We start from the raw sequence: 24,544 nt of genomic DNA on the forward strand, positions 1-24,544 counted from the left end.
TTGACGTCTCTAAAGGTCAGACAGTCCCGCCTGTCTGCATCGCTGGATAGCGACCGAAAGTACACCGCCTGGAGGATAGGTTAGCTTGCCATACTGTTGCAGATCCGGGTTGGGGGCCAGCAACGCGCGCTGATCTTCCGTAACCGCGTACTTACCGGTGTACGCGCCGGGCCTACTCTCTGCCGCGCCATTAAATGCGTACGCCTTGCCTTCAGCTTCAAGGAAAATGGTCGTATGACCATCGCCACAGTTAACTGTTACCGGCTCCTTTATTAGCGGCCACGTTTCGCCAACGTCAGACTTTGATATAGTCATATTTACGACCGGCTTTTTCGGGGGGGCACTTTCGGTGCATCCCGTCAGTATTACGGCTACCAATACTGCATAGCGGGCCTTGGTCTTCATATTTAAAACCCCATCGCCTCGTCCCAACGCATCACGCGATGAACGCAAGAAACCTGCTCGTTCGGCACTTCGAATTCGATGCCTGGATTAAACTGCCGTAGTACGACTAAGCCGGGGCGGCGACGGACCAGTTGCTTGATTAAAACGTGACGGACTTCTTCACCGTCGAACGTCGGCCCCCGCAGCTGCACCACGACGTCGTCTCCTACGCCGGGCGGGCGCTTCGGATCGACCAGAAGTCGTTGGCCGGAGTCGAACCTCGGCTCCATAGAATGGCCTGACACGGAAACGACGTATAGGTCTGGTCTGCCAGTGACCCCGACCGGACGGGCCATGAAGTCAGTGGGAGCCGTCATATGTACCTCGGTTTGCTCGACGTTCACGACGACTCCGTTCCCGTCGCCAAATTCGAGATCCGCGCCCAGTGCGGTGCCGTAAACCGGTAAAGTCTTTGGTAGGCGGCGGAACGCCTCGGTGGTCAGCGGTTGACCGGCGAAGGTGCGCTCGATGCCCTGCTCGCGGCCAAGCAACCAGTCCGAAGAAGTGCCTAGATGCTCTGCGATCGCTTCGAGACGCTCAGCGCCGGGCATTACGCCGCGCTTCAAGATGTTTCGAAGCGCGTCGGGCTGTCCAGCCGCCGCCATGGAGATCTCGCGTGCCGATACGTTCAGTTCGTCTAACTTCGCTTGGATGCGTTCTTTCAGGATATCCGGCGTTCGTTTCATGCGGAACTCATGCCGCACTCATGCACCACACGCGAGCGGTATGTATTCCGTTGACGTCGCGGCTTAAAAGCCGCATATCTGCGGAATGGAAGCTGCATACGAGAACGCTTTGCGAACGATCGCTGATTCGTACGCTGGTGAGGTCGCCCGCTGGGGCGGTAAGTCCCTCCCGCGGGTCGCGACGATCGTCGTGAACAGCGGGTCGTTCTTCAAGCGTCTTCAGAAGGGTCACACGTTCTCCGTTTCGAACCTAGACAAATTCGCAAGCTGGTTTCGCGTGTCAGCGAACTGGCCCGACCATTCGATACCTCACGAGGCAGTGGCTGCTCTGACAAGCATCGGTCGCCCGCCTCTTCCCGCCAACACCATGCCGCATCCGTACCGCACACCCGCCGCACCGGTCGATTGTAATCGAACGACAGTTTTCCAGTCCAAGGCTGCACGATGACCAAACCGCGTATCCCCGACAGCTTTCCGGACGCGATGGGCAAGGTCATTGCGCAACTCGGTCGCAAGCGCGCGGCCGCGGTCGTCGGTAAATCTGAAAGCACGGTCTACGAGTGGGCCAAGGAAGACACGGTGACGCTTCCGTCACTGTTGGAGGCCCTGGCGCTCGATACGGCGCACCGGCTTGCCGGGGGCGAAGACGCACCCTTCCGCGACGCGTTCAGCCATCAACTCGACGGCAAGGTTGATCAGCAGGACGCCTGCCGCCGCGCGCTTATCAGCGACTCCGTCGAGTTTATTGGCGAGGCCGCCGATCTTCAAGCCGCCCTTTTTATTGCCGCCCAACCCGGCGCTTCCCCGCTCGATCTTCATCGCGCGCTGGTCGAGGTAACGCAGGTTAGCGGCATCGTGGCCCGCATACGTCGGCGCCTGCCCAATTTCCTTCGTCCTGCCATGTCGACGGGGCCGGGGAATGCCGGGGGGACCCATCAGTGACTAAGATGACGAAGAGAAACTACACGCCTCGCATACCCGCGACGGAGTGCCCGCACTGCCTGACGCGCGCGATCGCGTACGACTCCGTCAAGCTCGACGTGTTTACGCGCGAGATTCGCTACGTCTGTCAGGACGCGGATTGCCTCCACACCTTCGTGGCGCAACTCGCCATTTTCCGTACCGTGCGGCCGAGTATGAAGCCAAACCCCGCGATTACCGAAGCAATCCTGCCGCACGGTCAGTGGCGCTCGAAGCCCGCGAACGATGACCAGCGGGTTCCTGCCAACGACGATCAGCCTGACGCGGCGGAGGTCGCGCCTTCCCCTGGCTAATCCCCTGACCTGATCCCCGCGGCCTCGGCCGCACGCCTCCTGAACCATCCCCCCGCCATCCGGAAGCACCCGCTTCCGGCAACGCTACCCCCTTGCCGAAAGGAATGCCCGATGATGCACGTCTTCCCGCGTACATTCACGATGCCGATGCAGCGAGGCGAGCGCGCCGCGACCGCCAGCGCCGCGCCCCTGACGTCCGCTGCCTACATCAAGCTGCGCCGCGAGGCGGCTGGCATGTCGATCAAGGAAGTCGCGGGCATGCTCGCCCGGAACGCTGATGAGGTCGCCCCTGCGCTCGACCTGATCCACGCGTTGGAAACGCCCGGCAACACCGCCCGCCGTCCCGAAACGCTTGAAGCCCTGCGCAGCGTCTTCCCGTTCGATCCGGACGTCTACCGCCAGCTCGCCACCGATCCAGTCGACAGCCGCCCTCGCATCTGCCGTGGCTGCGGTTGCAGCCATTGGGATCCCTGCACCAGCGACGAGCATGGTGCCTGCGCCTGGGCGACCGATACGGCCTGCACCGCGTGCCTGCCCGACACCGCCCCAGTGGAGTGCTGCCAGTGATCGCCGTGGCAACCAGCGCCACGCAGCTCGAGCGCGCCATGCGCCGTCGCCGCATCGCCAAGATCGTCCTCGCGATCCTGTTCGCGGTCATCTGGATCCCCGTCGCGATCGTCATGCTCGTCGCCGGCACATCGGATCGGCGTCGCTGATGCTGCACGATGTCCTCACAGGCTTGGCCCTGACCGTGTTCGGCAGCGCAGGCGCGACGGCGATCGGCGTCATGCGCGCGTCGCTCGCGCCGCAATGGAGCCGAATTTGCCGGCTGGCGCTCGGCAACGTCGAGCCCGAGTTCAAACCCCTGTCCGCGATGCCGTTCGCCAAAACGGTCCGCTCGTGACGTGGGCGACGTCGCAGTCTGTGGCGGCGACCGTGCCCTCTTCCAAGGGCTCGGCCGCGCCGGAAAGCAGTGCGACGTCCTCGCCGTCCGCAAGGCTTTTGCCTCGGTCCGCTTCGACGACGGACAAGCCGTCCTCTGCCTCGCCAAGGATTTTCACCCGATCAAGCGACGCCCGCCGCCCATGTTCTGACCCGCTCGCCGCTCTTGGCGAAACGCTTTCTACAAGAACGGCCGCTGGCGCGACCGCTCGATCCCCTCGCACCAACAGGATCTCCATGATGATCAGCGACGCTCCCCCCGAAGCTCGCCAGTCTCAGCCCTCGCCAAAGCCGACCAACCGTTCCACAAAACCGGAACAGCGCGGACTTCCGATTGCGATGCAGCGCATGATGGGCCTCGAAACGGCTTACCCGATGCTAGGCGGGAAAACCAAGTTGGCCGCGATCATGGGCGTTTGCCCCCGGGACCTTAGCTATAAGCTCAGCGCTGAACGCGGCATTTCAAACGTCGACTTATTTCTGACCGCCAAGGCACTCGAAGCGCGCGGTAACAAGATGCTGGAGCACGCCGCCAAGCTGCGCGCAGTGCTGGCCGACTGCGGTGACCACGGCCAGTGAAGCGTAACCCCGGATACCTGCCCAGCGAGGCAATCGGCAAGCGCGTACGCGTGAAGCTGGCGCACGGTGGCGAAGGCGCGACCGACGCCAACCCCATGAGCCCGCTCGGTTGGGCCGCGGACGGCAAAGGCGGCTGCAACTGGCGGCGCTCAGGCAGCCCTTTTGACATCGCGGAATACGAGGTGATCGCATGAACATGATCGCCACCGATTTGTCGCGCCGCAGCCTAGCGGCCGACAAGCTTGACGGCCGGCCAAGCGACAGCGGCCGCTTCCTTCGCATAAACGACGTCGTCGCGACCGTCGGCCTTAGCCGTGCAACGATTTACCGGCTGATCGATGCAGGCGATTTCCCAACCAGCACGGCGCTGACGAAGCGGTGCGTTGGCTGGTGGGAGGAAGAGGTCTGCGGCTGGGTAAACGCCCGGCGCTCAGGGGCATCCCGTACGCAGTGATCTCCAGGCTGGGGTCACCAAAGGGGGCACCGGGCATTTACAGAACAAAATATCTAGAGCATTTTCAGGGATTTATGATGGTTTACGCAGCAGCCACCTCTTCCGCCGGTACCGATCGATGGCGGGTCAGTTGGCCTTGTTCGGTGGGATCACCAGCATTGGTAGCGGGGCGACGGGTATGCCCTCCTCGACAAGCGCCTTGGCTTCGGCGAGGCTTGCCTGACCGTGAATCGTCGCTCGCTTCTCTTCGCCGAGATGCATGGCGCGGGCGCGATCGGCGAAGGCCGCGCCGACCCATTCCGAGGATTCCAGCGCCTTGGCCTGCTGCCGGGCAATTACCGTCATCGCCGCCTTGATCGCGTCCGGACTTGGCGGCGAGGGCCTCGCGTTGCCCTTGGACGGTATCGAGGGCGCCATCGGTGCCTTGACGACGTCGCCGTCGTTGCAGAGCGGGCAGCGGACATAACCGGCGGCGCGCTGCGCTTCGTACGCGTCGCTCGACGCGAACCACGCCTCGAACACATGCTCGCCACCGCATTTGAGGTCGAAGACGATCATGCCGCGGTCGTAACCGGGGGAATGGCGCGACGATGCGCGATCGCGGGGATGCGCGCGCGGACCTGCTCGACCTGCGTCAGATCGATGTCCGCGAACCCCAGTCCGGCTGCCTCGTCCATGTCGAGGATCACCTCGCCCCAGGGATCGACGACGAGCGAATGCCCGTATGTTGCGCGCCCATCCTCATGCACGCCGGTCTGCGCGGCGGCGACGACGAATGCGCCGGCCTCGATCGCCCGGGCGCGAAGCAGGACGTGCCAGTGCGCGGCGCCGGTCGGGCGCGTGAAGGCGGCGGGAACGGCGAGCAGCGTCGCACCGGCATTGCTCAGCGCACGGTAGAGATCGGCAAAGCGGATGTCGTAGCAGATCGAGGCACCCAACCGGCCGACGGGCGTATCGATCACGACCGCCGTCTCGCCGCCGACATAGGCTGCGGACTCGCGCCAGCTTTCCCCGGTCGGAAGGTCGACGTCGAACAGATGCAGCTTGTCGTAGCGGGCACGGATCGTCCCGGTCGGATCGATGACGAACCCGCGATTGGCGAACTTGTCATCCGGGCGGTGGACCGCGAGCGATCCGAGATGCACCCAGATACCGGCGTTCGCGGCCGCGGCGCGCACTGCGGCCAGCACCGGGTCGGCGTCTTCCGCGACGATCGACGCGGCGCCGCGTGTACGATCGCGGTCGATCAGCCCCGACATTTCCGGGGTGAACAGCATCGCGGCGCCGGCCGCTTCAGCCTCACCGATCGCGTCGACCAATGTCGCGGCGTTGACGGCGGGATCGATCCCGCTCGTCATCTGAAGAACGCCGATCCTGGTCATCAGGCGAGGAGGGGGTCGAGACCACCCTTGGCATCGAGCGCGGCGAGATCGTCGGATCCGCCGATATGCCTGCCGTCGATGAAGACCTGCGGCATGGTCATGCGGCCGCCCGACCGCTCGACCATCTCGGCCTTTTTAGGGCCGCCCATCGTGACGTCGAACTGTTCTGGCTCGACGCCCTTCGATGCGAGGAGTTTCAGCGCGCGCGTGCAGTATGGGCAGAACGCTTTGGTGTAGATTTCGACTTTAGCCATGCAGGCGGAAATGTGGTTTCACCTTCTGCTTGTCAATCGTCCGGCGACAGGACGCGCGCCCAACACAGGATCGTCACCGACCGCGCGCCCGCTTTTAACAGCGCACGAGTGCACGCGTCGGCGGTTGCGCCGCTGGTATAGACGTCGTCGACCAGCGCGACTGCCCTGCCTCGTATGCGATCTGGCGCGACCACCCCGAACGCGCCGGCCACGGCCTTTGCGCGCTGCCGACCGCCGAGGCCGCGCAACAAGCTGGTACGGCGTGTGCGGATCAGCACATCGCGGTCATGACGTACGCCTGAGAGCAGCGCGACCGCATTGGCGATCAAGGCGGCTTGGTTGAAGCCGCGCGACCATATCCGCCAGCGGTGCAGCGGCACCGGGACAAGCAGATCGATGCCGGGCGGCAGCAACCGGCGCATCTGTCGCGCCATGGTCTCTGCAAACGCGATCCGGCCACCATATTTCAGCCGCAGCGCCAGCGCGCGCGCAACAGGTCCGTAGGCGACGGCGGCGCGGACTCCGGCATGACTGGGCGGTGCGGCAAGGCAGGCTGGGCAACAGGCGCCCTCGCCGCGATCGAACGCAAAGGGTTGGTTGCAGCCTGCGCACCAGGGCGGACCGAGAAACCGAAGGGTAACGCAGCAGATCGCGCAGAACCGGTGATCCTCCGCGACCGGCACGCCGCAGCCAGGGCATCGCGGTGGCAGGGCGAACCCGACGATGTGACGGAAGGGGTCGCGTATTCTCATGCAGACCTCCCGCCACGCGACTGTTGACCTTGTCGGCGACGCGCGACCACGGCACAAGCGCAGACGTGTCCGATATCGTTTCAGAAAATGCCGCACCCGAAATCTTCGACCGTGCCGCTCGCCGCCTGCGCCGTGATAGAGCTGCGCCCCGCTATGCCGAGCACGACTTCCTGCGTGCGACGATGCTGGACGGGATCGGCGAACGCCTCGACGCGGTGACGCGGGATTTCGTCGACGTTCTCGATCTCGGCTGTTTCGACGGAAGCTTTGTCACACCGCCGGGCTCTCGCGTCGCGCGCTGCGATCCGGGATACGCCTTTGCCGCACAGTCTGACGGCGTGCAGATGGACGAGGACCGACTGCCCTTTGCCGATGCGTCGTTCGATCTAGTGGTGAGTGCGGGCGTCCTCGATCAAGTCGCAGACCTACCGGGCGCACTCGCACTCATCCGCCGGGTACTGCGCCCCGACGGCCTGTTCCTTGGTGCGTTTGTGGGCGCGGGAAGCCTGCCGACGTTGCGCAACGCACTTCGGACTGCCGAGGAGGACCGCCCCGTCGCACGGCTTCATCCGCAAATCGACGTGCGATCCGCTGGCGATCTACTCATGCGGGCGGGGTTCGCCTTGCCGGTCGCCGATGTCGAAACGCTCGACGTAGGCTATCGCGATCCAGGCCGGCTGTTCGGCGACCTTCGCGGCATGGCAGGCGGCAATATCCTGGCGCAACGCCAACCGTTGACGTCGAGTGTAGTCGGGCGCACGGTCGCGGCCTTCATGCAGGCCGCGGACGCGAGCGGGCGTACGCACGAGACATTCCGGATCGTCTTCCTGACGGGCTGGTCGCCCGATCCCTCACAACCCAAACCGGCACGGCGTGGCAGCGCGACCGCGTCGCTCGGCGAGGCGCTCAAGCCTCGCACCTGAGACGCTAGCCGATCATCCCGTCGCCCGCGGCATCACGGGCCAGGATCGCGCCCATCGCATCGAACAGCGCATCCATCGCGACGGGTTTGAAAATCACGTCGTCTGCACCCGCGCGAAGACACCGTTCGCGAAGTTGGGGCGCGATGTCCGCAGTAACGACAATGATCGGAACCCTGCCCTTCGCGTCCGTTCGCGCGCGGATATGTTCGATCGCCGTGATGCCATCCATGCCGGGCATCCGCAGATCCACGAGAACGATTATGAAGTCCTGCTCATCGAGGATTTCCAGCCCCCGTTCCGCACTTTCCGCCTCGACCATCGTCACGCCCGCCACATCGAGCATGTCTTTGACAACACGTCGGTTCATCCGGTCGTCTTCGATGAAAAGCACCTTCACTTCCGCCCCCGCAAGATATCAGTCAGCAAAGGCGAAATGGGCATCATATTGCAGCATCTACGCGTCAAGCGGCGTTCGATACAAGGTTCGGATTTGAGTTTTTAAAAGAGACTGATTTATGTAATAGGTACGAAATCAGTTCATGACCTGTTACCGGTTTTGAAATCACTCGGGTAATTCCGGTAGCGAGCAATTCCTGCCGTTCTGTTTCAGCGGAAACCGGCCATAGCAACGACGTTTCCGCCCCAGATGCCGCCGCTGCGACGGCGATCTTCGACAGTGCCGAAAGAGGATCTGCACAGGCCCTGATCGTCAGATCGTCGATCAATACACGCACCATGTCACCAGCTTCCAAGAGCGCGATCGCGTCCTTGACCGATCCCGCGAAGGCGGTGGCCCCGAAGTCGGGCGCCAGCAAGGTCTTGAACATGCTTCGGGTGATCGGGTTGCGATCGACGACCAACGTCACCGCGTCGGCGATCCTGGCGGCAGGTACGGCCTGAACGTCAGGTGCGCGAACGACCGGCAGCATGAGCGTAAACGTCGTGCCCTCTCCTACGACGCTGCTGACCGAGACGTCGCCGCCCATCGCGCGCGCCAGATTGCGGCAGATCGCAAGCCCCAGCCCGGTTCCGCCGAACTGTCGCGTGGTTCCGGCATCGGCCTGACGGAACGCTTCGAAGATGTCCTCCAGCTTGTCGGCAGGAATGCCGATACCCGAATCGGTCACTGCGACATTGAGTTGGTCGTCCTTGTCGACCTCGACCCGCAACGTCACCCGGCCGGATTTGGTGAACTTCAGCGCATTGGACAGGAGGTTGAAGATGATCTGTCGAATGCGCGCGGCATCGCCCATGATCATTGCCGGGCACCCGCCGAATTCGACGGCGAACGACAACCCCTTGGCCCCGGCCTGCTCCTCCCACATCCGGGCAGCATCGGTGATGGTCGCGCATATGTCGAATGGCGCCGATTCGATCGCCAGGTTTCCTGTCTCCATCTTTGCGACGTCGAGGATATCATCGACCAGCGTACGCATGCGCACGCCTGCATCATGCACCACGCCGATCCTTTCGCGCAGCGCCGGGTCGATTCTCATATCGGCAAGCATGACCTCGCTCATACCCAGGATCCCGTTCAATGGCGTCCGGATCTCGTGGCTGGTCGTGGCCAGAAACTCCGTCTTGGCCGCCAGCGCCTTGCCCAGCGCGTCGTTCGTCACAGCGAGGTCGTCGTTAGCCGCGCGGATCTGATCGCGGCTGCGGCGCAGCGTGACGATGCCGAACGCCAACAACGCGATGACGACCGCCACCGCGGCCGCGGCGCCCAGGAATACATAGCGCTGCGTTTGTGCCCGCGCTCGCTCGAAGGCGATGCTGCGTTGCAATTCGCTAGCCTTTAACTGGCTGATCTTCAGTTCCTGATTGGCAAAATCGAACCGCGCCGCCATCAGCGCGGTCTTCGTATTGGTCGCGAGTTTTGTCGCGTCGTCGTCCAGCCGCTTGAGCACCTGCAGTTGTGCTAGCGCCTGTTTCATGTCGCCCGTTGCGAGGAAAATGTCATACGCTGTCTTGCGAAAGTCCTGGTACGAATCGTCGGCCTTTTTCGGATCGACGCCAACTAGCGCCTCCATGATCAGTTTCCGAGCTTTCGGCAGATTGCCGTGTTGCAACGCGGACTGCGCGGCGGTCGCTTTCAGTCGCCCGATAAGGCTTTGATCGCTCGGATCGGCAAGCGCCTGGCCACGCGCAAGTGCCTGGTCGGCGAGGCCCAGATTACCCATGTCAAGCTGGACCCGCGCGATATTACCATAGATTTGCATGAGCAGGTTGTTGCTGCCTAGCTGCTTCGCTAAATCTAAGGCTTTTTTGAACTGGTCCGCTGCCATGGCGTATTGGTGCGATTCACCAAAGGCCAGGGCCCTGTTGTTATAGATCGATACCGAGATATTAATATCCGAACGGTATATGTCCATTGCCTGCTTATAATATTTGTCCGCCGTTTCGTTATCCTTCGCCTGCACGTAAAGAAGGGCGATAAACACCAGCGCGCGTGACTGTCCTCTGGGATCCTTGATCTTTCCGTAGATTTCGAAGGCCCTTTGATAATCCACCAGCGCGTTGCCGACGAGCAGCTCGTAGCTGTCCAGCCAGCCCAGCGAGATCAGGAGATCCGCGTATAGCTTCGATTGAGGCTGGAAGCGGACGATCGATGCCACCGCCTTTCGTACCGGCCCGTCGGCTTTGCCGGGCTGGTTGGTCCTCAAATACGCTTCGCCCTGCAACCACTGGGCGGTGGCGACTGCAATCCCGCGCGCACGTCGATCGACGATCTTTCCGCCAAGCTGCTCGGCAACGATTGCCTTGGGGAGCGCCTTGGCCGGATCGATCAGCATCGTGGCCTTGGCGTCGGCTGCGGCAACCTCGTAGTCGAGCGTGGGTGATCGCTGCGCATGCGCGTCGGTCGCCGACATCGCGCCGGCCGCCATGATCAGACCGAGGATGGTCCTGGCGACCGCGGACTTCATCGTCCTCAGCCCCGCTTCCACACCGTTGCAAGCCGGTTGAACGGCGCCCGGACGTCGGCGGCGAGGGCCTGATATTTCCCATCGTCCAAAAAGTGGATCAGGGCCTCCAGATTGATCGGCCGGCTGATGAGAAAGCCTTGGATCATGTCACAGCCCATCACCGAGAGCAGCGCCATTGCAGCCTGCGTCTCGACCCCCTCCGCGACGACCTCCATATCCAGAGCGTGCGCGAGATCGATGGTCGAGCGAACGATCAGCGGATCGCGGTTGGAACTGGTCAGCTGTGTCACGAACAGCTTGTCGATCTTCAGTTCGCGCGCGGGGAGCTGCTTCAAATACGCGAGCGACGACAAGCCGGCGCCATAATCGTCGATCGCGATGACAATGCCGATACCGGCGAAGACGTTGAGGTTCGCGATCGCACTGTCGGGGTCACGGATCACCGAGGTCTCCGTGATCTCGAAACCAAGCTGCGCGCCACTGGTCTCGACCAACGCGCAGGCCAAGCTCACGAACCCCGTGTCCGCCAGAAGTGCACCGGCGATGTTGATGAAGATACGGAGGTCGTGACCGTGCGCGGCAAGACTGACCTGATCCTTGATCGCGCGTCGAATCGTCCACAGCGTCAGCGCGACTATATCGCGCGATTCCTCTGCAAGCGGAATGAAGTCATTGGGCAGTACCAGGCCGCGAGTCGGGTGGTTCCACCGTACCAGCGCCTCCACGCTGGTAATCTTCTGCCGACGCAGATGGACCTTTGGCTGATATTGGAGGAACAGCTCTTCCCGCTCGATGGCGCGACCAAGATCTTGCGCGAGCTCCATCCGATCGATCGCGGCGGGACTGCCTGTCACATCCCGCGCTATCGCAACATGCTCGGTGCGCGCGTCGACCAGCGCGCGTTCCGCCTCCTCGATCAGATGAACCTCGTCGCGGTGCGCGGCCGCCGCCGCCGCGCCGAGTTGAACGTTGATCATGTGCGATTCGCCATCGATATCGAACGGAACCTCGAAAGCGACCTCGATCGCTGCGATCGCGACGTCGAGCGCCAGCCGCGCCTCGCTCTCGAACGCGATCTCGGCGACTTCGCGACCTGCAATCTCGACCCTGGAATCGGGTAACGCATCCCGGATTCTAGCCGCTACGTCGACGATCAGCGTGTCCGCTCGCGGCCGTCCGAGGTACCGACGCAAGACCGCAAAATTGGCGATCTCGGCCAAGACCAGGAACCGCCAACCGGACTGAGAAGCCTGGCAAAAACTGTCGTGAGCACGCGCCGCACGTGAATCGAGATCAACGAGTCGCGGGCCAGTCAGCGGCACTCCGCCCTTGAATTGCTCGTGCGGGACATTCCTCATGCTCCCCGAATAGGCGGGACGCATAAACATACCCTTAAGCTCTTACCACGCGTTCGCGACCAAATGATGGTTAACGATTTACAAAGATCATTGTTTAACGCGCCATTAAGCAGTATGAATCGGTTGCACCTAAACGGGTGCAACAAGGGAGCATAAAAATGCTGAATTTCATCATCGCACTCATCTACGGCACGGGCATTCGCCCCTGGTGAATGACTCGGTCGGCCCGAACATCGGTATTGTGTTGGTTTGTGGCACTTTTCGGTAGTCGGGCCGACATTCAAACCGATATGAATATACCAGCAGGTTCATGCTAAGCTTTGTGACTTTGCTGAGAACCCGCTTGGCATCTTTTCGTATGCCAGCACGGCTGGCGTAATCAGTGGTCATCGCCGACTGACAGAAGAATACTTCGTGCTAACTCTTTAGCTTAATAGGTGAACAGCACCACTTGGAGTTTGGACAAAAGTCCACCGATCCGTAGGACCGTGGACGCGATTGTCATTCAGCTAGACGATGGTCGTAGCGGACCGCGACGGAGCACTCGATGGTGTTCCGCCGGGGTTCCTGCGGCTTAGCGGGCACCGGCCTTGACGGCGTGGCGTGCGACGACCTGCCCTGGGTTCGAAAACTGCATCGCATCGTCGACGGAGCCGAACTTCAACGCCATCAGATCCAGCGCGTAATTCTGGTTGAGCTTCCACGGCTTGCGTTCGCCCTGCGTGGGTAGTGCCGCGGCGGCGCGCTGGACATAGCCCGAGGTGAAGTCGAGGAACGCCTCGTTCTTCATCGTCGGATCGTCGTTGTGCGGCGTCGCCTGGCGCAAGCCGCGCTTGGTCATCGTGTTGAGTAGGCGGCAGACGTATACTGCGGTCAGGTCCGCCTTCAGCGTCCACGACGCGTTCGTATAACCGAAGGTCGAGGACAGGTTCGGCACGCCGTCGAACATCATGCCCTTGTATTGGAGCCGTCCAGCGAGTTCGATCGGCTTGCCGTCGAGGCTGAACACGACTCCGCTCATCAGTTGCAGTTCGAGGCCCGTCGCGGTGACAATCACGTCGGCGGGCAGGTCCTTCCCCGAATCGAGATAGATGCCGTCGGGCGTGATTCGTGCGATCGTGTCGGTGACGATCGAGGCGGTGCCGGCGTTGATCGCCGCGAACAGGTCGCCATCGGGGACCAGGCAGACGCGCTGGTCCCACGGATTGTAGCGCGGGGTGAAATGCGTCGCGACGTCGTAGTCGGGGCCGAGATGATCGCGGACCATGCCGATCATCCGTTCCTTCACGACCGCGGGCTTCTTGCGGGCCATCCGGTAGAAGAACATCCCCATCAGCACGTTCTTCCACCGCGTGATGCCGTATGCCGCCTTGGCCGGCAATTTCCCGCGTAGCCAGTTCGCCACGCCGTCCTCACCGGGGCGCGCGACGATATACGTCGGCGAGCGCTGGAGCATCGTCACGTGCGCCGCGGTCTTCGCCATCGACGGGACCAGCGTCACGGCGGTCGCGCCGCTGCCGATCACGACGACTCGCTTGCCGCTATAGGCAAGGTCCTCGGGCCAGAACTGCGGGTGGACAATCTGTCCGGCAAAGCTCTCTGCGCCCTCGAACTCGGGGGAATAGGCCTTGGCGTAGTTGTAATAGCCCGCACACATGGACAGGAAGTTGCAGGTGAACGTGACCTGCGCGCCGTCGGGGCCGGTCGCTTCTACGGTCCAGCGCGCGTCCTCGGTTGACCACGCGGCGGACTTGACCTGGTGGCCGTAGCGGATCTTTCGGTCGATTCCGTACGCTTGCGCCGTTTCCTCGACATAGGCGCGGATCGAGGGGCCGTCGGCGATCGACTTTGCCGCCGTCCAGGGGTGGAAGACGAATCCCAGCGTGTGCATGTCCGAGTCGGAGCGGATGCCGGGATAGCGGAACAGGTCCCACGTCCCGCCCATCGACTGCCGCCCCTCAAGGATCATGTACGTCCGGTCGGGGCAGCGCGTCTGAAGGTGGTAGCCGGTGCCGATCCCGGAAATGCCGGCACCCACCACGATCACGTCGACATGTTCGGTCATGCTGCATCCTCGCGCCCCGGCGTTACGCCGTAGGTTTCATAACCGAACCTATCCTGTTGTGATCTTTACTCAATAGTCCTTCGTATATTTCACGCTCGCGCTCTGCCCGCCGCTTGATCCCGCCGCCGACAACAGGCTGAGCGCCTTGGTCAGCGCGACCTCGAGTTGCGTCGAGGTGAAGCCCTTCGCGTCGGTCACGATCTCAACATAAATGTTCTTCGTGATGTACTTACCCGCGGCGAGGCTAGTGCCGCGGCCGGTCGCCGAGTCGGCACCGAGCACGCGCAACCGGTCGAACCCGGTCGCCGAGCGGAGCTTGCCGAGCGGGTTCAGGCCACCGCCGCCTGACCCGCGCAGCGAGTTCAGTGCAGACGCCAACTGGATCGCCTCGGTAGCCGACAAATTGGCCGGGCTCGAGCCGAACAGCAGGCGGCTGAGCACTTCGTCCTGCGGCAGGACCGGCGTCGACGTGAACGCGATCTGCGGCTTCTGGCCGGTCCCGGTGACGTTGATGACGACGGTGATGTCGCTGGTGGTCGTGGTCGCCTGGATGTTGATATCCGGATCGGTCAGAGCGCCACCACGGAAGCGGATTTGGCCCTTGTTGACCTCGAACCGCTTGCCCGAGAACGAATACGTGCCGCGGACGATGTCGAGCCCGCCCGTCACGATCGGCGCGGCCGACGTACCGCCGATGTGCATGTCCATCTCCCATTCGGACTCGAGGCCCATGCCCGAGACGAACAGCTGGTTCGGCGCCCGGACACGAAGGTCGAGCTTGAACTTGCCGATCGGAGGCACGTCCGAGCGATCGGTCGAGACCGGCGTACGGATGTCGCTCTTGCGGCGAACGCCGGTGAGTTCGGGAACTTCGGCCTGGCCTTGGCGGATGATCTGGTAGCGTGCTTCGGGGATCTGGAGATCGCCCTGGATCAGGCCTCCATCGCGCCCGTTGGTCAGATGGATCGTCCCCGTTGTGGTCGCGCTGATCGCGTCGCTCTTGGCGAGCTGCGCATTGTTCAGCGTCGCGCGCAGATCGATCGGGAAGCCGCTGTCCGCCGCGAACCCGATCGTACCCTGCGCCTGCACGGTGCCGTCGCCGGCCTTCGCGTTGAGCTGCGTCAGTTGCAGGTCGGTGTTCGAGAACCGCCCTGCGATCCGCATCTGCGACAGACGCGTGCCATACGTCTCGTTGTCGTAAGTCAGGTTATCGGCGCGGACGACGCCGTTGAGTTGTGGTGCCTGCAACCGGCCCGAGAAGTCGGCGGCGACCGCGATCGGCCCCGACAGCTGCTGGTTCGGGATCGCGGCAAAGCTGAACAGCACCGCGGACGGGCCATTATAGCGGATCCCGCCCGACAGCGGCGCGGCCATCAGGCGCGTGCTCCACGAGCCATTGCCCGCTGGTAGCGGCCGGAGGTTGGCGACCATCCGGCCGATCACCGACGTCCCGCGACGCACCAGCGCACGACCGGTCGCACCGTCGCCGCCGAGGGTCCCGGCGAACACGATGTCGACGGGATCGGAGACGGCAGCGAGACCCGAGCGGGTGAAGTTGGTGACCGTCACGCGCACGTCGGCGGTCGGAAGTGCGGCCGAATTTGCTTGCGAGAAGTCGAGGCTGCCGGTCGCCTTGCCGCCGATCCCGAGGTTCGGGACCAGAGCGGAGAGCGTCGACAGGTCGAGGCGATCGAGGCGCACTTGGGCGTTCGTGCCGCTGCCGTAGCTGCCAGCCAAGCGCGCCGAGCCACCGCCTGCCCCACCGAAATCAATCCGGGTCGGCGACAGGCGATAAACGCCCTTCACCGTCTGGATGCGGGCCGGGTTTACGGTGCGGAAGGCGATGCCGTTGGCTTGGCCTTGGGCGGCTACGAGGTAATTGTTCGGGCTCAGTTTGGCGTTGACCGCTAGGCGGAAGGGGACGCCGTTGGAGCCGGTCAGCAGCGCCTGCGCGGTGCCGTTGCCGCCCACATAGTTGACCTTGGCGCGCGCCGCCGAGAGGACGATCGCACCATAGCGCATGTCCGCGACCTGCGCGTCGGCGACGATCTGTGGCGTCGGGGTCAGCACCGCGGTCGCACTGACGATCGCGCGGCCGATGGTGAAGTCGACCATGCCGGGGATCTTCGCGCCGTTGGCACGCGCCGCGACGTCGGCGCGCTGGTAGCCGCCCTGGTTGGCGAGGCGGACATTGCCCGACAAGCCCTGCCCGGCGAACTGGAGCGCACCCGCGAACGGGCCGGCCGCGGTCTGGACGATGCGGCCGCTGCCGACGATCCCGGCGAATACGACGCGACGTACGTCGACCGCGAGTTGCGCGCCCGGCTTGACCAGCACGTCGGCGGTGAATGGCCCGTAATTGGTGCCGCCGCTCGCGGTGACGGCATAGGCGCCGCCGCGGCCGACGATGCGCGCGTTGAGATTGACGAGGCCGACGCCGACACCCGGACGCGGCGCCCGCAGGACGACGACGGGAGCTGTCGCGCTCCCCGTCACGCGAGCAGACAAGGGGCCATAGGCCGTCGAATACGCGTCGGCATTCACCAGCACCGCGCCGGTGGCCGGATCGAACCGGCCTTCGCCGCTGGTCACACGGAATTGTGGCGCGTTCATGCGGAGATTGCGGAAGGTGACGATGCCTTCGGGGCTGTAGCCGATGTCCGAGCGGACGATCGCGTTACCGCCGAGGAAGCTGCGCGCGCCTTCGTTGAAGATCTGCGAGGTCTGCGCGACCACGCGACCGGTGATCCCGAAGCCGCCCTTGGGCCCCGGTACCAGCTTCGCATCGGTCGTCAGGTTGACGATGCCGATGCCATCGACGCGGTAGTTGTTGATCCGTCCCTTCAGCGCGCCGGTGTAGCGACCGGTCGCCATGTTCGCGACGACCACCGCGGTCGCGTCGATCTTGTCCGAGCGGATCTTGAGGTTGTCGGAGAGGACGTTGACGCCCGAGATCGCGAAGTCGCCGTCGATCGCAACGTTCGTGGCGAGCCCGCCGACCGCTGCGTTCAGACCGGTCACGCGACGTGCGCGTGCTTTCACCGGCACCAGAATGCGGTCGGAGTTCACGCGTGCAAGACCCTCGGCGTAGAGGTTCTCGACGCCCATGTCGCCGAACGCGATCGTTGCCGCGCGCACCTTGTAGTCGACGGTCGGCGTCGCGAACGCGCCGTCCAGCACGACGCGGGCCGTGACGTCGCGGCCGCGCAGGTTCGGGAGGATCGCGCCGGGCGTCAGCAGCTTCGCGTTGACCGCGAAATTGCCGAACCGGCTGTTGGCGAGATCGATCAGGCCACCGGCGTCGACCGCGAGCGCGTCCGACTTCAGCGTCATCCGCGTGTCGGCCTTGCGGTCGTTGAGCGTGGTGTCGATCGCGACGTCGAGCTGTGGCGACGTCAGGCGCTCGACCGGACCTTCGAGGTACAGGCCGGGACGCGTCGAGCCGCGGACTTCGATATGACCGTTCTTCGCGGTCAGCCCGAGGTTCGCCAGCTGTCCGCCGCCGAGTGTTGCGACGGCGCGACCCTGCCACGATGCCCAGCTGCCGCGGCCATCGACGCTTGCCGTCAGTGGCGCCTTGAACGCGCCCATCGTCGAGACGACTCCGCCGACCGGCGCGGTCAGCTTCACGTTGACGTCGAGCTTGTTCTGTTCGGGCACCGCGTCGAGCTTAAGCACGAGGCGATCGCCGCCAGCGATGCCGGGGCCAGTCAGCGCGGTGGCGTTGGTGGTCAGCTGCGCGCGCTTGTCGGCGATGTGGACCGCGCCGTCGATCTTGACGATATGCGTCTGGCCGGTGACTGGCTTGGCGATCAGGAAACGATCGATCACCAGACGGTTCACGTCGATGTCGAGATCGGGGAGCAGCGGCGCGTTGGGATCGGTCGGCGTCGCGTTGAGCACCGGGCGGCGCTGCAACGTGACCAGCGGCGTGGTCAGCGAGCGGACGTCGACATGGTTCTTGGCGAACGCGAATGGGCGCCAGTCTACTGCCAGCTTCGGGCTAGTGAGGAACACACCCTTGGGGTCGGACACGCGCACGTCGCTGAGTGTCATCGCGCCGTAGATCGAGCCGTCGATCCGACCGACCTTGATGTTGAGCCCAGATGCGGTGGTGTAGCCGCCGATCTGGTCGGCAACGAGGCGCCGGCCCGGATCGGTGTTGATCCCGAACAGCACGATCAGGACGAGCGCGACCAAGCCGACGATCAGGATCGCAAGCCATTTCAGGATGCGCTGCCACAGCGGGCGCCGTTCGACGATTACCGTTTCGGTCTGCTCGAACTGGTCCCGCTCAGCAGGGCCCTGTTCAACAGGTGGGGTGCCGTTTTCGGCCATCAGAATGCCTGCCCGATCGAGATGTAGAGGGCGACCTTGCCGTCACCCTTGCGGGGGTTCAGCGGAGTCGCGACGTCGAACCGCATCGGGCCGAAGCTGGTATAGAAGCGCCCGCCGATACCCGCACCGTAGCGCAAGGACGACAGGTCGGGCGTGCTGCTCTCATAGCTGTTGCCGGCGTCGATGAACGGCACGATGCCGAAATCGCCGAACCGGTAGCGGGCTTCGAGCGCAAATTCGTTGAGCGAACGGCCGCCGACCGGGTTGCCGTTGGGATCGAACGGCCCGAGCCGCTGATAGCCATAGCCGCGCACCGATCCGCCGCCGCCGCCGTAATAGCGCCGCGAGGGGGCGAGGTCGTCGCGGTCGACGCCTTGGATCGAGCCCGCCTTGGCACGGCCCGCGATGACGATGCTGCTGGATACGGGATAGTAGAACGTCCCCTCGATCATCGTCCGGATGTATGGCTTCACCGACCCCTGCACCGACGTTTCGGGGCTGAGGTTGAGCGTGAGGCGATAGCCCTTGGTCGGGTTGAGCAGGCTGTCCGAGCGATCGAACTTAATTTGGCCGGGCAGTGCGACGATGCCGTAGGTCCGGCGGACGTCCTTGCCTTGCGTAAAGTCGTAGACGCTTTCGTTCGTGCCGACGAGTTCGCCGCCGTAATAATAGGTCAGCGGCTTCTGCCAGATCGGCGTGGAATCGTAGCTCCAGCGGACGCCGACGCTGGTCGTGAACGCGTCATAGGCGTCGTAATTCGAGTGGTTGGCGCCGGCGGTCAGGCTGAACGTCTTGTCGCGCTTGCCCGCGTTGGCGCGGCGGAACGTGCCGGACACGCCCTGCTCCTGCGTACCAGCGATCACCGAGGCGATCAGGGCGCCCTCGTAGGGGAACAGGTTGCGGTGCTGCCATGTGCCTTCCGCGCGGAAGCCCTGCCCGGTCGAATAGCCGACATTGCCGCCGAGCGAGCGCGCCTTGCCTTCGCTCTGGCGGACCAGCAGGTCGACCTGCTCGGTGCCGTCGGGGTTGATCGTGCCGGTGCGGACCGGCTCGACCGACACAGTCGAGAACAGCGACGTCGCGACCAGCGCATCGCGCAGGTCGTCGGTCATCCGGTTGTCGTAGAGTTCGCCCGCCTTGAACCGCGGGAACAGGTTCAGATGCTCGAGATCGAACACCGGATCGCCTTCGGTGCGAAGCTGCCCGAACGACGAGCGCGGTCCGGTATCGACGGGCAGCGTGTAGGCGCCGGTCGGCGTCTGGTCGTCGAGCAGGATGTCGCGCTCGCCGACCTTGACGAACGGATAGCCCTGCTGCGGCAGCGTCAGGCTGACATTCGCCTCCGCGCCCTGGATCCGTGCGGCCTCGATCGGATCGCCGACCTTCAGCGGCAATTGCGTGCGGACGAGATCGGGCGGGGTCGTCGCGTCCGCCTTCACGGTGATCGACGAAAGCGAATAGAGGCGGCCGGGTTGCGCGCTGACCGTCGCCTTCAGCCGCGCGGGCCTGGTCTTGTCGGCGTCGGGGATCGTCTCGATCGTCGAGATCGCGGTCGCATCGTAATAGCCGAGCGACTTCAGCAGCCGCACCGCCAGCGCCTCGTCCTCACGCGCGCGCGCTGCGACCTGCGTGGCGTTCGCCGCCTTGCCCTTGCCCTCGGCGAGTGCGGACAGCGCCTTGTATTCGCCCTCGAGCCCGTCGCCAGCCTTGTCGAGCCCCTTGGTCGCGGTCTCGTAGCGGATCTCGGGCGCGTCCTTGTCCTTGATGTCCGCCGCGGTCTGGAGCGGGGTCGTGTCGAAGCTCGACAGCGGCGTCAGCGGTTGGGCGAGTTGCGGATCGCTGGGGCCGGTCGGCGGCAGGACGTCGCCCGTCAGCGCTGTTGCAGCAGTTGTTGCGGTGGCGGGTGTCGCGGGCGCCTGGGCGGGTATTTGCGTCGACGGAGCGGGCAACGGCGCCATCGCTTCCAACGGCGCGTTCAGGTCGCCGCTCAACGGCGGCAGGGCGCTGTCGAACTCGGCGTCGGGCACGATCGGCGCGTCGGAACGCGGGTCGTTCGACTGCGGTTGCTCGCTGGGCTTGGGCGCGTCGGGACCCTTTGCCGGGGCGGTGCCCGGCTTCACCAACTGCGCGGAACCGACGCCCGCGAATCCCGTTGTCGACGCTACCAACGCCAGAGCGAGCCAATGATGCCGGCTGTTCGAAGCTGTCACACGATCCCCTTCACGGGCAGCGATCGTGCTCGATTCACCCCCATCTTCGTCCACGTAACGCACATAGGACGGCTTGGTTTCACAAAAATTAACCTCAGACACAGCCGATTAGGCCACCGACCGGTATAACGACGGTATCGCGGCCGGGCCGGTCGATCCGTAGCGTCGCGGACGTAACGGTCGCGCCTGCGGAGATATCGGCGCGGACGGCGACGGCCATGTCGAGCGTCGCGGTCACGTCGCCGCCGCGGTATTGCGTGACGCCGCCGAAGCCGAAACCGATCGCGGGCGACTGCGTGGTCATCGCGTAATCACCGGCCTTGCCGTCGATCGCGAGACGGATCTGCGCGGGGTCGGCGGTCGCCATCGCGACGAGTTGCCGGCCGGCGTCCATGCTCCAGAGATACGCGCCGCACCCCTTGGCGGGGAGCTTCTGCGTGCCGATCGCGCCAAGGGGCCCCGGACCTGCATTGGCCGCAGCCGATGGGGCCGCGGCCTGCAGCGCGAGCATAAGAGCGAGCGATATCATGGCGTCAGGCCTATCATGAACAGCCACGCGGGATAAGCCGCGATCGCCAGCAACGCGCCGAACGGAAGCGCGGTGTCCGCTGCCATGGCACGTCCCTTGAGGTGCGCGGCGAGGACGACGCCGAGGCCGATCATGCTTGCGATGAGCAGGACGGCGGGCAACATCTGCCACCCGAGCCACAGCCCGATCGCGCCGAACAGCTTCGGGTCGCCGCCGCCCATGCCGTCGCGGCCGCGTATGCGTCGATAGCCGACCGCAACCAGCCACAGCGTGCCGAACCCGGCGAGACCGCCGATCAGCCGTTCCTGAAGCGGTGGGTCGATACCGAGCGCCGCGCCGACGAGCCCGGTCGCGGCGAGCAGCATCGTCAGCCGGTCGGGCAGCCAGAATGCGACGAGGTCCAGGCTTGCCAGCGCGAGCAGCAACCATCCGAATATCGCGCCGGCGATACCGACTACCCCCGGTGCGACGATCCCCGCTGCCACGCCGATCACAAGTCCCGCCAGTTCGATCCGCCAATGCACCGGACTGATCGCGACGCCGCACCCTTTGCACCGCCCGCGGAGAACGAGCGCGCTCAGCAGCGGTACCAGTTCGACCGCGCGGAGCGTCCGACCGCAGCCATCGCACGCCGAACGCCCCTGCATCACCGTCCGCCCGTCGGGCCAGCGCGTCACCAGCGCCGCGACGAAACTGCCGAGGATCGCGCCGAGCACGCCCAGCAACACCGCCCAGAACGCAGCCTCAGACACCTGTCTTGCGAACCAGATAGCGATACACGCCGAGGAGGTTGATCCCGAACAACACGATGTTCTGCGTGCCCAGCGCCCAGTCCCCGGTCAAGGCCGCACCGCTCAGCCAGGCGATCGACGAGCCGACGAACAGCACGAACCCCCACCCCGTCACGCGTCGGCCGAAATCGAGCGACACCATGAAGGCGGCGATCACCCCCGACGCTGCGGCACACCATTTGAGCGTCGTGATGAGTGTTTCCATGACGCGAGGTCTAGGCGCAACCGGCCGCGCTTTGTATTGCCGCACATCAACCCCAGATACGGGGCAGAAGAATATATGGAGAGTGAAGTGGCCGCCGATCGAGATCCCATCGTCATCCTGTCCTACGCACGCACGCCGATGGGATCGTTCCAGGGCGCACTTGCCGGCGCGACCGCGACACAGCTTGGTGCCGATGCGGTGCGCGGTGCGGTCGAGCGCTCGGGCGTGTCGGCGGCCGAGATCGAGCGGATTTACATGGGCTGCGTGCTGCCTGCTGGCTTGGGCCAGGCGCCGGCGCGGCAGGCGGCGATCAACGCCGGGCTCGGCGATCATGTCGAGGCGACGACGGTCAACAAGATGTGCGGATCTGGCATGCAGGCGGCGATCCTTGCCGCGGATGCGCTGGCGGCCGGGTCGGTCGACCTGCTCGTCGCGGGGGGCATGGAGAGCATGACGAATGCGCCGTACCTCTCGAAAAGCCACCGCGGCGGCGCGCGAATCGGTCATGACCGGATGTACGACCACATGTATCTCGACGGGCTCGAGGATGCGTACGAACCCGGCAAGCTGATGGGCAATTTCGCCGAAGATACCGCGCACGAATACCAGTTCACGCGTCAGCAGATGGACGACTACGCGATCGAGTCGCTGCACCGGGCGCAAGCCGCGCAGAAGTCCGGCGCGTTCGACCGCGAGATCGTGTCGGTCGATATTGCCGGTCGCAAGGGCACGACCACGGTCTCGCTCGACGAGCAGCCGGCCAAGGGCGACGTCGCCAAGATCCCGACGCTGAAGCCCGCCTTCTCGAAGGACGGCACGATCACCGCGGCCAACGCCTCGTCGATCTCCGACGGCGCGGCGGCCTTGGTCATGACGCGTGCGAGCGTCGCGGAGCGGCTCGGCATCACGCCGATCGCGCGGGTCGTGGCGCATGCCGCGCATGCCCATGCCCCGGCGTTGTTCACGACCGCGCCGGTGTTCGCGATGCGCAAGGCTATGGTGAAGGCCGGCTGGTCGGCGTCAGACATCGACCTGTTCGAGGTCAACGAAGCCTTCGCCGTCGTCGCGATGATCGCGATGCGCGACCTCGGCCTGCCGCATGACAAGGTGAACATCCACGGCGGCGCGTGTGCGCTCGGCCACCCGATCGGGGCTAGCGGTGCGCGAATCCTGGCGACGCTGCTGTCGGCGCTGGAGACGACGGGGCAGAAGCGCGGGCTTGCCTCGCTTTGCATCGGCGGCGGCGAGGCGACTGCGATGGCGGTGGAATTGATGAACTAGTATTTCTTCCCCTCTCCCTGAAAGGGAGGGGCCGGGAGTGGCATGCTCTCCGCATTTCCCGAGCGCAGGCTGACACGATGCCGCGTGTTCCTTCCGAGATGACGCGGCGTGCGCGAGAGTTGCGCAATCATCCGACGGATGCCGAGATCGCGATCTGGCATAGGATCGCGTATTCTCGCCCGCGGTTTACGCGGCAGTTGGTGGTGGAGCGGTTTATCCTCGACTTGGCGTGCCGGGAGGTGCGGCTGGCGGTGGAGTTCGACGGCAGCCAGCACATCGACTCGGTTCGCGACGCGGCGAGGACGCGGCGGTTGGAAGCGCTGGGGTGGACGGTGATCCGGTTCTGGAACTCGGATGTCGCGGGTAACCCAGACGGCGTAGCGGAAACAATTCTGGCAAACGTCTTCCGTCTTCAGCGGCCAACCCACCCCCAGCCCCTCCCCTCCAAGGAGGGGAGCTAAAAGGAAGCCGCCCCATTGTTAACTTCTTCCCCCCTCACTGGAAGGGAGGGGTTGGGGGTGGGTCGGCTTCCGGATCAAGCGATGCTTTCCAAAACGCCCCTCAAACCCTCAAGGCAAGACCTCCCCAGCCTCGACTCCCCAAAGCCCGCCAACGGCAACAAACCCCGCCTGCCCCTTCACGTCCATCCGGCACCAGCCATTGCCGCACTGGCTCAGCCGTCCGACCACGCCCGGCGCCGCGCGCCATAGCAGCCGGCTTCCCGCATCGGGCTTCTCCCGCAACTCCACCGGCCCCGAGCCATGCACGATCGCGGTCCGTGTGCCGCTGAGCAGGTTTGCCTGCATCCAGCCTTCCGTCCCGTCGGGGTCCGCGACCTTGCGCCATTCCTTAAAGATCGCGACGACCTTGATCGGCAGATCCTGGCGTTGATACAGCCAGCTCGCCGGATACGTCCGCGCCGGGCCGGTCCGCATCCGCGCGCGCGACGCCGAGATCGATGCGTAATAGGGCACGCGCTTCTTCGTCGCATCGGCCGCCGTCGCCGGGTCGGGCACCAGCGCGGCGGCAACAAGAGCGGAAAGCGCGACGGCGAGAATGCGCATTGTCATGTCCTAACTGGCGAACCGCCGTCCTATCGCGACGAACCGCTTTCCTCAACCGAAGTTGACACCCCGACGTCGACGGGACGTTG

At 64.5% G+C, this 24,544-nt stretch carries 28 protein-coding genes; 12 read left to right on the plus strand and 16 right to left on the minus strand.

Going from position 1 to position 24,544, the window contains the following annotated elements; translation table 11 throughout:
* Positions 1 to 9: 9 nt before the first annotated feature.
* The gene (locus O6W96_RS05100; RefSeq protein ID WP_353468590.1) at positions 10 to 405 is read right to left on the minus strand and encodes a DUF2511 domain-containing protein; all 396 of its coding nucleotides are present in this window, start codon (positions 403 to 405) and stop codon (positions 10 to 12) included.
* 2 nt (positions 406 to 407) lie between these two features.
* Positions 408 to 1,130, minus strand: coding sequence for a S24 family peptidase (locus O6W96_RS05105; RefSeq protein WP_353468591.1), 723 nt, complete (start codon positions 1,128 to 1,130; stop codon positions 408 to 410).
* 444 nt (positions 1,131 to 1,574) lie between these two features.
* Here O6W96_RS05105 and O6W96_RS05110 point away from each other — a divergent pair, with 444 nt between their 5' ends.
* The 9 genes from O6W96_RS05110 to O6W96_RS05150 all read left to right on the plus strand — a co-directional run bounded on the left by O6W96_RS05110 (position 1,575) and on the right by O6W96_RS05150 (position 4,379).
* On the plus strand, positions 1,575 to 2,072 hold the full coding sequence (locus O6W96_RS05110; RefSeq protein WP_353468592.1) for a hypothetical protein: 498 nt from the start codon (positions 1,575 to 1,577) through the stop codon (positions 2,070 to 2,072).
* Positions 2,073 to 2,077: 5 nt separating this feature from the next.
* Positions 2,078 to 2,404, plus strand: a complete 327-nt coding sequence (locus O6W96_RS05115; RefSeq protein WP_353468593.1) for an ogr/Delta-like zinc finger family protein — start codon at positions 2,078 to 2,080, stop codon at positions 2,402 to 2,404.
* Between the two features lie 111 nt (positions 2,405 to 2,515).
* Positions 2,516 to 2,971 carry a hypothetical protein gene (locus O6W96_RS05120; RefSeq protein ID WP_353468594.1) on the plus strand — a complete coding sequence of 152 codons (456 nt, stop codon included), beginning with the start codon at positions 2,516 to 2,518 and terminating at the stop codon, positions 2,969 to 2,971.
* Positions 2,968 to 3,120, plus strand: coding sequence for a hypothetical protein (locus O6W96_RS05125; protein WP_168711545.1), 153 nt, complete (start codon positions 2,968 to 2,970; stop codon positions 3,118 to 3,120). Before O6W96_RS05120 ends, O6W96_RS05125 begins: the two co-directional genes overlap by 4 nt.
* Complete coding sequence (locus O6W96_RS05130) at positions 3,120 to 3,308, plus strand: hypothetical protein (RefSeq protein WP_353468595.1); 189 nt, start codon at positions 3,120 to 3,122, stop codon at positions 3,306 to 3,308. The genes O6W96_RS05125 and O6W96_RS05130 overlap by 1 nt, the downstream gene beginning before the upstream one ends.
* Before the next feature lies 1 nt (position 3,309).
* Positions 3,310 to 3,498: a hypothetical protein gene (locus O6W96_RS05135; protein ID WP_353468596.1), complete on the plus strand. Its 189-nt coding sequence runs from the start codon at positions 3,310 to 3,312 to the stop codon at positions 3,496 to 3,498.
* A gap of 88 nt (positions 3,499 to 3,586) precedes the next feature.
* Positions 3,587 to 3,925 carry a hypothetical protein gene (locus tag O6W96_RS05140; protein ID WP_353468597.1) on the plus strand — a complete coding sequence of 113 codons (339 nt, stop codon included), beginning with the start codon at positions 3,587 to 3,589 and terminating at the stop codon, positions 3,923 to 3,925.
* Complete coding sequence (locus O6W96_RS05145) at positions 3,922 to 4,119, plus strand: hypothetical protein (protein WP_353468598.1); 198 nt, start codon at positions 3,922 to 3,924, stop codon at positions 4,117 to 4,119. Before O6W96_RS05140 ends, O6W96_RS05145 begins: the two co-directional genes overlap by 4 nt.
* Positions 4,116 to 4,379, plus strand: coding sequence for a helix-turn-helix transcriptional regulator (locus O6W96_RS05150; RefSeq protein WP_353468599.1), 264 nt, complete (start codon positions 4,116 to 4,118; stop codon positions 4,377 to 4,379). Before O6W96_RS05145 ends, O6W96_RS05150 begins: the two co-directional genes overlap by 4 nt.
* Positions 4,380 to 4,505: 126 nt before the next feature.
* Here the strand turns inward: O6W96_RS05150 and O6W96_RS05155 are convergent, their stop codons facing one another.
* The 4 genes from O6W96_RS05155 to O6W96_RS05170 are packed head-to-tail and all read right to left on the minus strand — an operon-like array spanning position 4,506 to position 6,767.
* Positions 4,506 to 4,937: a DUF1178 family protein gene (locus tag O6W96_RS05155; protein WP_353468600.1), complete on the minus strand. Its 432-nt coding sequence runs from the start codon at positions 4,935 to 4,937 to the stop codon at positions 4,506 to 4,508.
* On the minus strand, positions 4,934 to 5,761 hold the full coding sequence (locus tag O6W96_RS05160) for a carbon-nitrogen hydrolase family protein (protein ID WP_353468601.1): 828 nt from the start codon (positions 5,759 to 5,761) through the stop codon (positions 4,934 to 4,936). Before O6W96_RS05160 ends, O6W96_RS05155 begins: the two co-directional genes overlap by 4 nt.
* On the minus strand, positions 5,761 to 6,015 hold the full coding sequence (gene grxC / locus O6W96_RS05165; RefSeq protein WP_353468602.1) for a glutaredoxin 3: 255 nt from the start codon (positions 6,013 to 6,015) through the stop codon (positions 5,761 to 5,763). Before grxC ends, O6W96_RS05160 begins: the two co-directional genes overlap by 1 nt.
* A gap of 32 nt (positions 6,016 to 6,047) precedes the next feature.
* On the minus strand, positions 6,048 to 6,767 hold the full coding sequence (locus tag O6W96_RS05170; protein WP_353468603.1) for a ComF family protein: 720 nt from the start codon (positions 6,765 to 6,767) through the stop codon (positions 6,048 to 6,050).
* 65 nt (positions 6,768 to 6,832) lie between these two features.
* Here O6W96_RS05170 and O6W96_RS05175 point away from each other — a divergent pair, with 65 nt between their 5' ends.
* Entirely contained in the window at positions 6,833 to 7,690 is an 858-nt protein-coding gene (locus tag O6W96_RS05175) for a class I SAM-dependent methyltransferase (protein WP_353468604.1), read from the plus strand.
* A 4-nt stretch (positions 7,691 to 7,694) separates the two neighbouring features.
* On the opposite strand, the gene O6W96_RS05180 is transcribed toward O6W96_RS05175, so the two are convergent.
* The 9 genes from O6W96_RS05180 to O6W96_RS05220 form a co-directional block, all read right to left on the minus strand.
* The gene (locus O6W96_RS05180) at positions 7,695 to 8,087 is read right to left on the minus strand and encodes a response regulator (RefSeq protein ID WP_353468605.1); all 393 of its coding nucleotides are present in this window, start codon (positions 8,085 to 8,087) and stop codon (positions 7,695 to 7,697) included.
* A gap of 64 nt (positions 8,088 to 8,151) precedes the next feature.
* The gene (locus tag O6W96_RS05185) at positions 8,152 to 10,614 is read right to left on the minus strand and encodes a tetratricopeptide repeat-containing sensor histidine kinase (RefSeq protein WP_353468606.1); all 2,463 of its coding nucleotides are present in this window, start codon (positions 10,612 to 10,614) and stop codon (positions 8,152 to 8,154) included.
* Positions 10,615 to 10,619: 5 nt separating this feature from the next.
* On the minus strand, positions 10,620 to 11,972 hold the full coding sequence (locus tag O6W96_RS05190) for an EAL domain-containing protein (protein WP_353468607.1): 1,353 nt from the start codon (positions 11,970 to 11,972) through the stop codon (positions 10,620 to 10,622).
* A gap of 574 nt (positions 11,973 to 12,546) precedes the next feature.
* The gene (locus tag O6W96_RS05195; protein WP_353468608.1) at positions 12,547 to 14,037 is read right to left on the minus strand and encodes a flavin-containing monooxygenase; all 1,491 of its coding nucleotides are present in this window, start codon (positions 14,035 to 14,037) and stop codon (positions 12,547 to 12,549) included.
* Positions 14,038 to 14,106: 69 nt separating this feature from the next.
* The gene (locus tag O6W96_RS05200) at positions 14,107 to 18,375 is read right to left on the minus strand and encodes a translocation/assembly module TamB domain-containing protein (RefSeq protein WP_353468609.1); all 4,269 of its coding nucleotides are present in this window, start codon (positions 18,373 to 18,375) and stop codon (positions 14,107 to 14,109) included.
* Complete coding sequence (locus tag O6W96_RS05205; RefSeq protein ID WP_353468610.1) at positions 18,375 to 20,585, minus strand: autotransporter assembly complex protein TamA; 2,211 nt, start codon at positions 20,583 to 20,585, stop codon at positions 18,375 to 18,377. Before O6W96_RS05205 ends, O6W96_RS05200 begins: the two co-directional genes overlap by 1 nt.
* A gap of 94 nt (positions 20,586 to 20,679) precedes the next feature.
* Complete coding sequence (locus O6W96_RS05210; RefSeq protein WP_353468611.1) at positions 20,680 to 21,114, minus strand: hypothetical protein; 435 nt, start codon at positions 21,112 to 21,114, stop codon at positions 20,680 to 20,682.
* Entirely contained in the window at positions 21,111 to 21,866 is a 756-nt protein-coding gene (locus O6W96_RS05215; protein ID WP_353468612.1) for a prepilin peptidase, read from the minus strand. Before O6W96_RS05215 ends, O6W96_RS05210 begins: the two co-directional genes overlap by 4 nt.
* Positions 21,859 to 22,110, minus strand: coding sequence for a hypothetical protein (locus O6W96_RS05220; RefSeq protein WP_055879041.1), 252 nt, complete (start codon positions 22,108 to 22,110; stop codon positions 21,859 to 21,861). The genes O6W96_RS05215 and O6W96_RS05220 overlap by 8 nt, the downstream gene beginning before the upstream one ends.
* An 87-nt stretch (positions 22,111 to 22,197) precedes the next feature.
* On the opposite strand from O6W96_RS05220, the gene O6W96_RS05225 reads away from it, so the two are divergent.
* The gene (locus O6W96_RS05225) at positions 22,198 to 23,391 is read left to right on the plus strand and encodes an acetyl-CoA C-acyltransferase (protein WP_435372190.1); all 1,194 of its coding nucleotides are present in this window, start codon (positions 22,198 to 22,200) and stop codon (positions 23,389 to 23,391) included.
* A 77-nt stretch (positions 23,392 to 23,468) separates the two neighbouring features.
* Entirely contained in the window at positions 23,469 to 23,852 is a 384-nt protein-coding gene (locus O6W96_RS05230) for an endonuclease domain-containing protein (RefSeq protein ID WP_353468614.1), read from the plus strand.
* Positions 23,853 to 23,960: 108 nt separating this feature from the next.
* On the opposite strand, the gene O6W96_RS05235 is transcribed toward O6W96_RS05230, so the two are convergent.
* On the minus strand, positions 23,961 to 24,461 hold the full coding sequence (locus O6W96_RS05235; RefSeq protein ID WP_435372191.1) for an SH3 domain-containing protein: 501 nt from the start codon (positions 24,459 to 24,461) through the stop codon (positions 23,961 to 23,963).
* Positions 24,462 to 24,544 lie beyond the last annotated feature (83 nt).

Origin of the sequence: Sphingomonas faeni, assembly GCF_040407495.1 — a bacterium.
In the GTDB taxonomy this organism is placed as follows: domain Bacteria; phylum Pseudomonadota; class Alphaproteobacteria; order Sphingomonadales; family Sphingomonadaceae; genus Sphingomonas; species Sphingomonas faeni_D.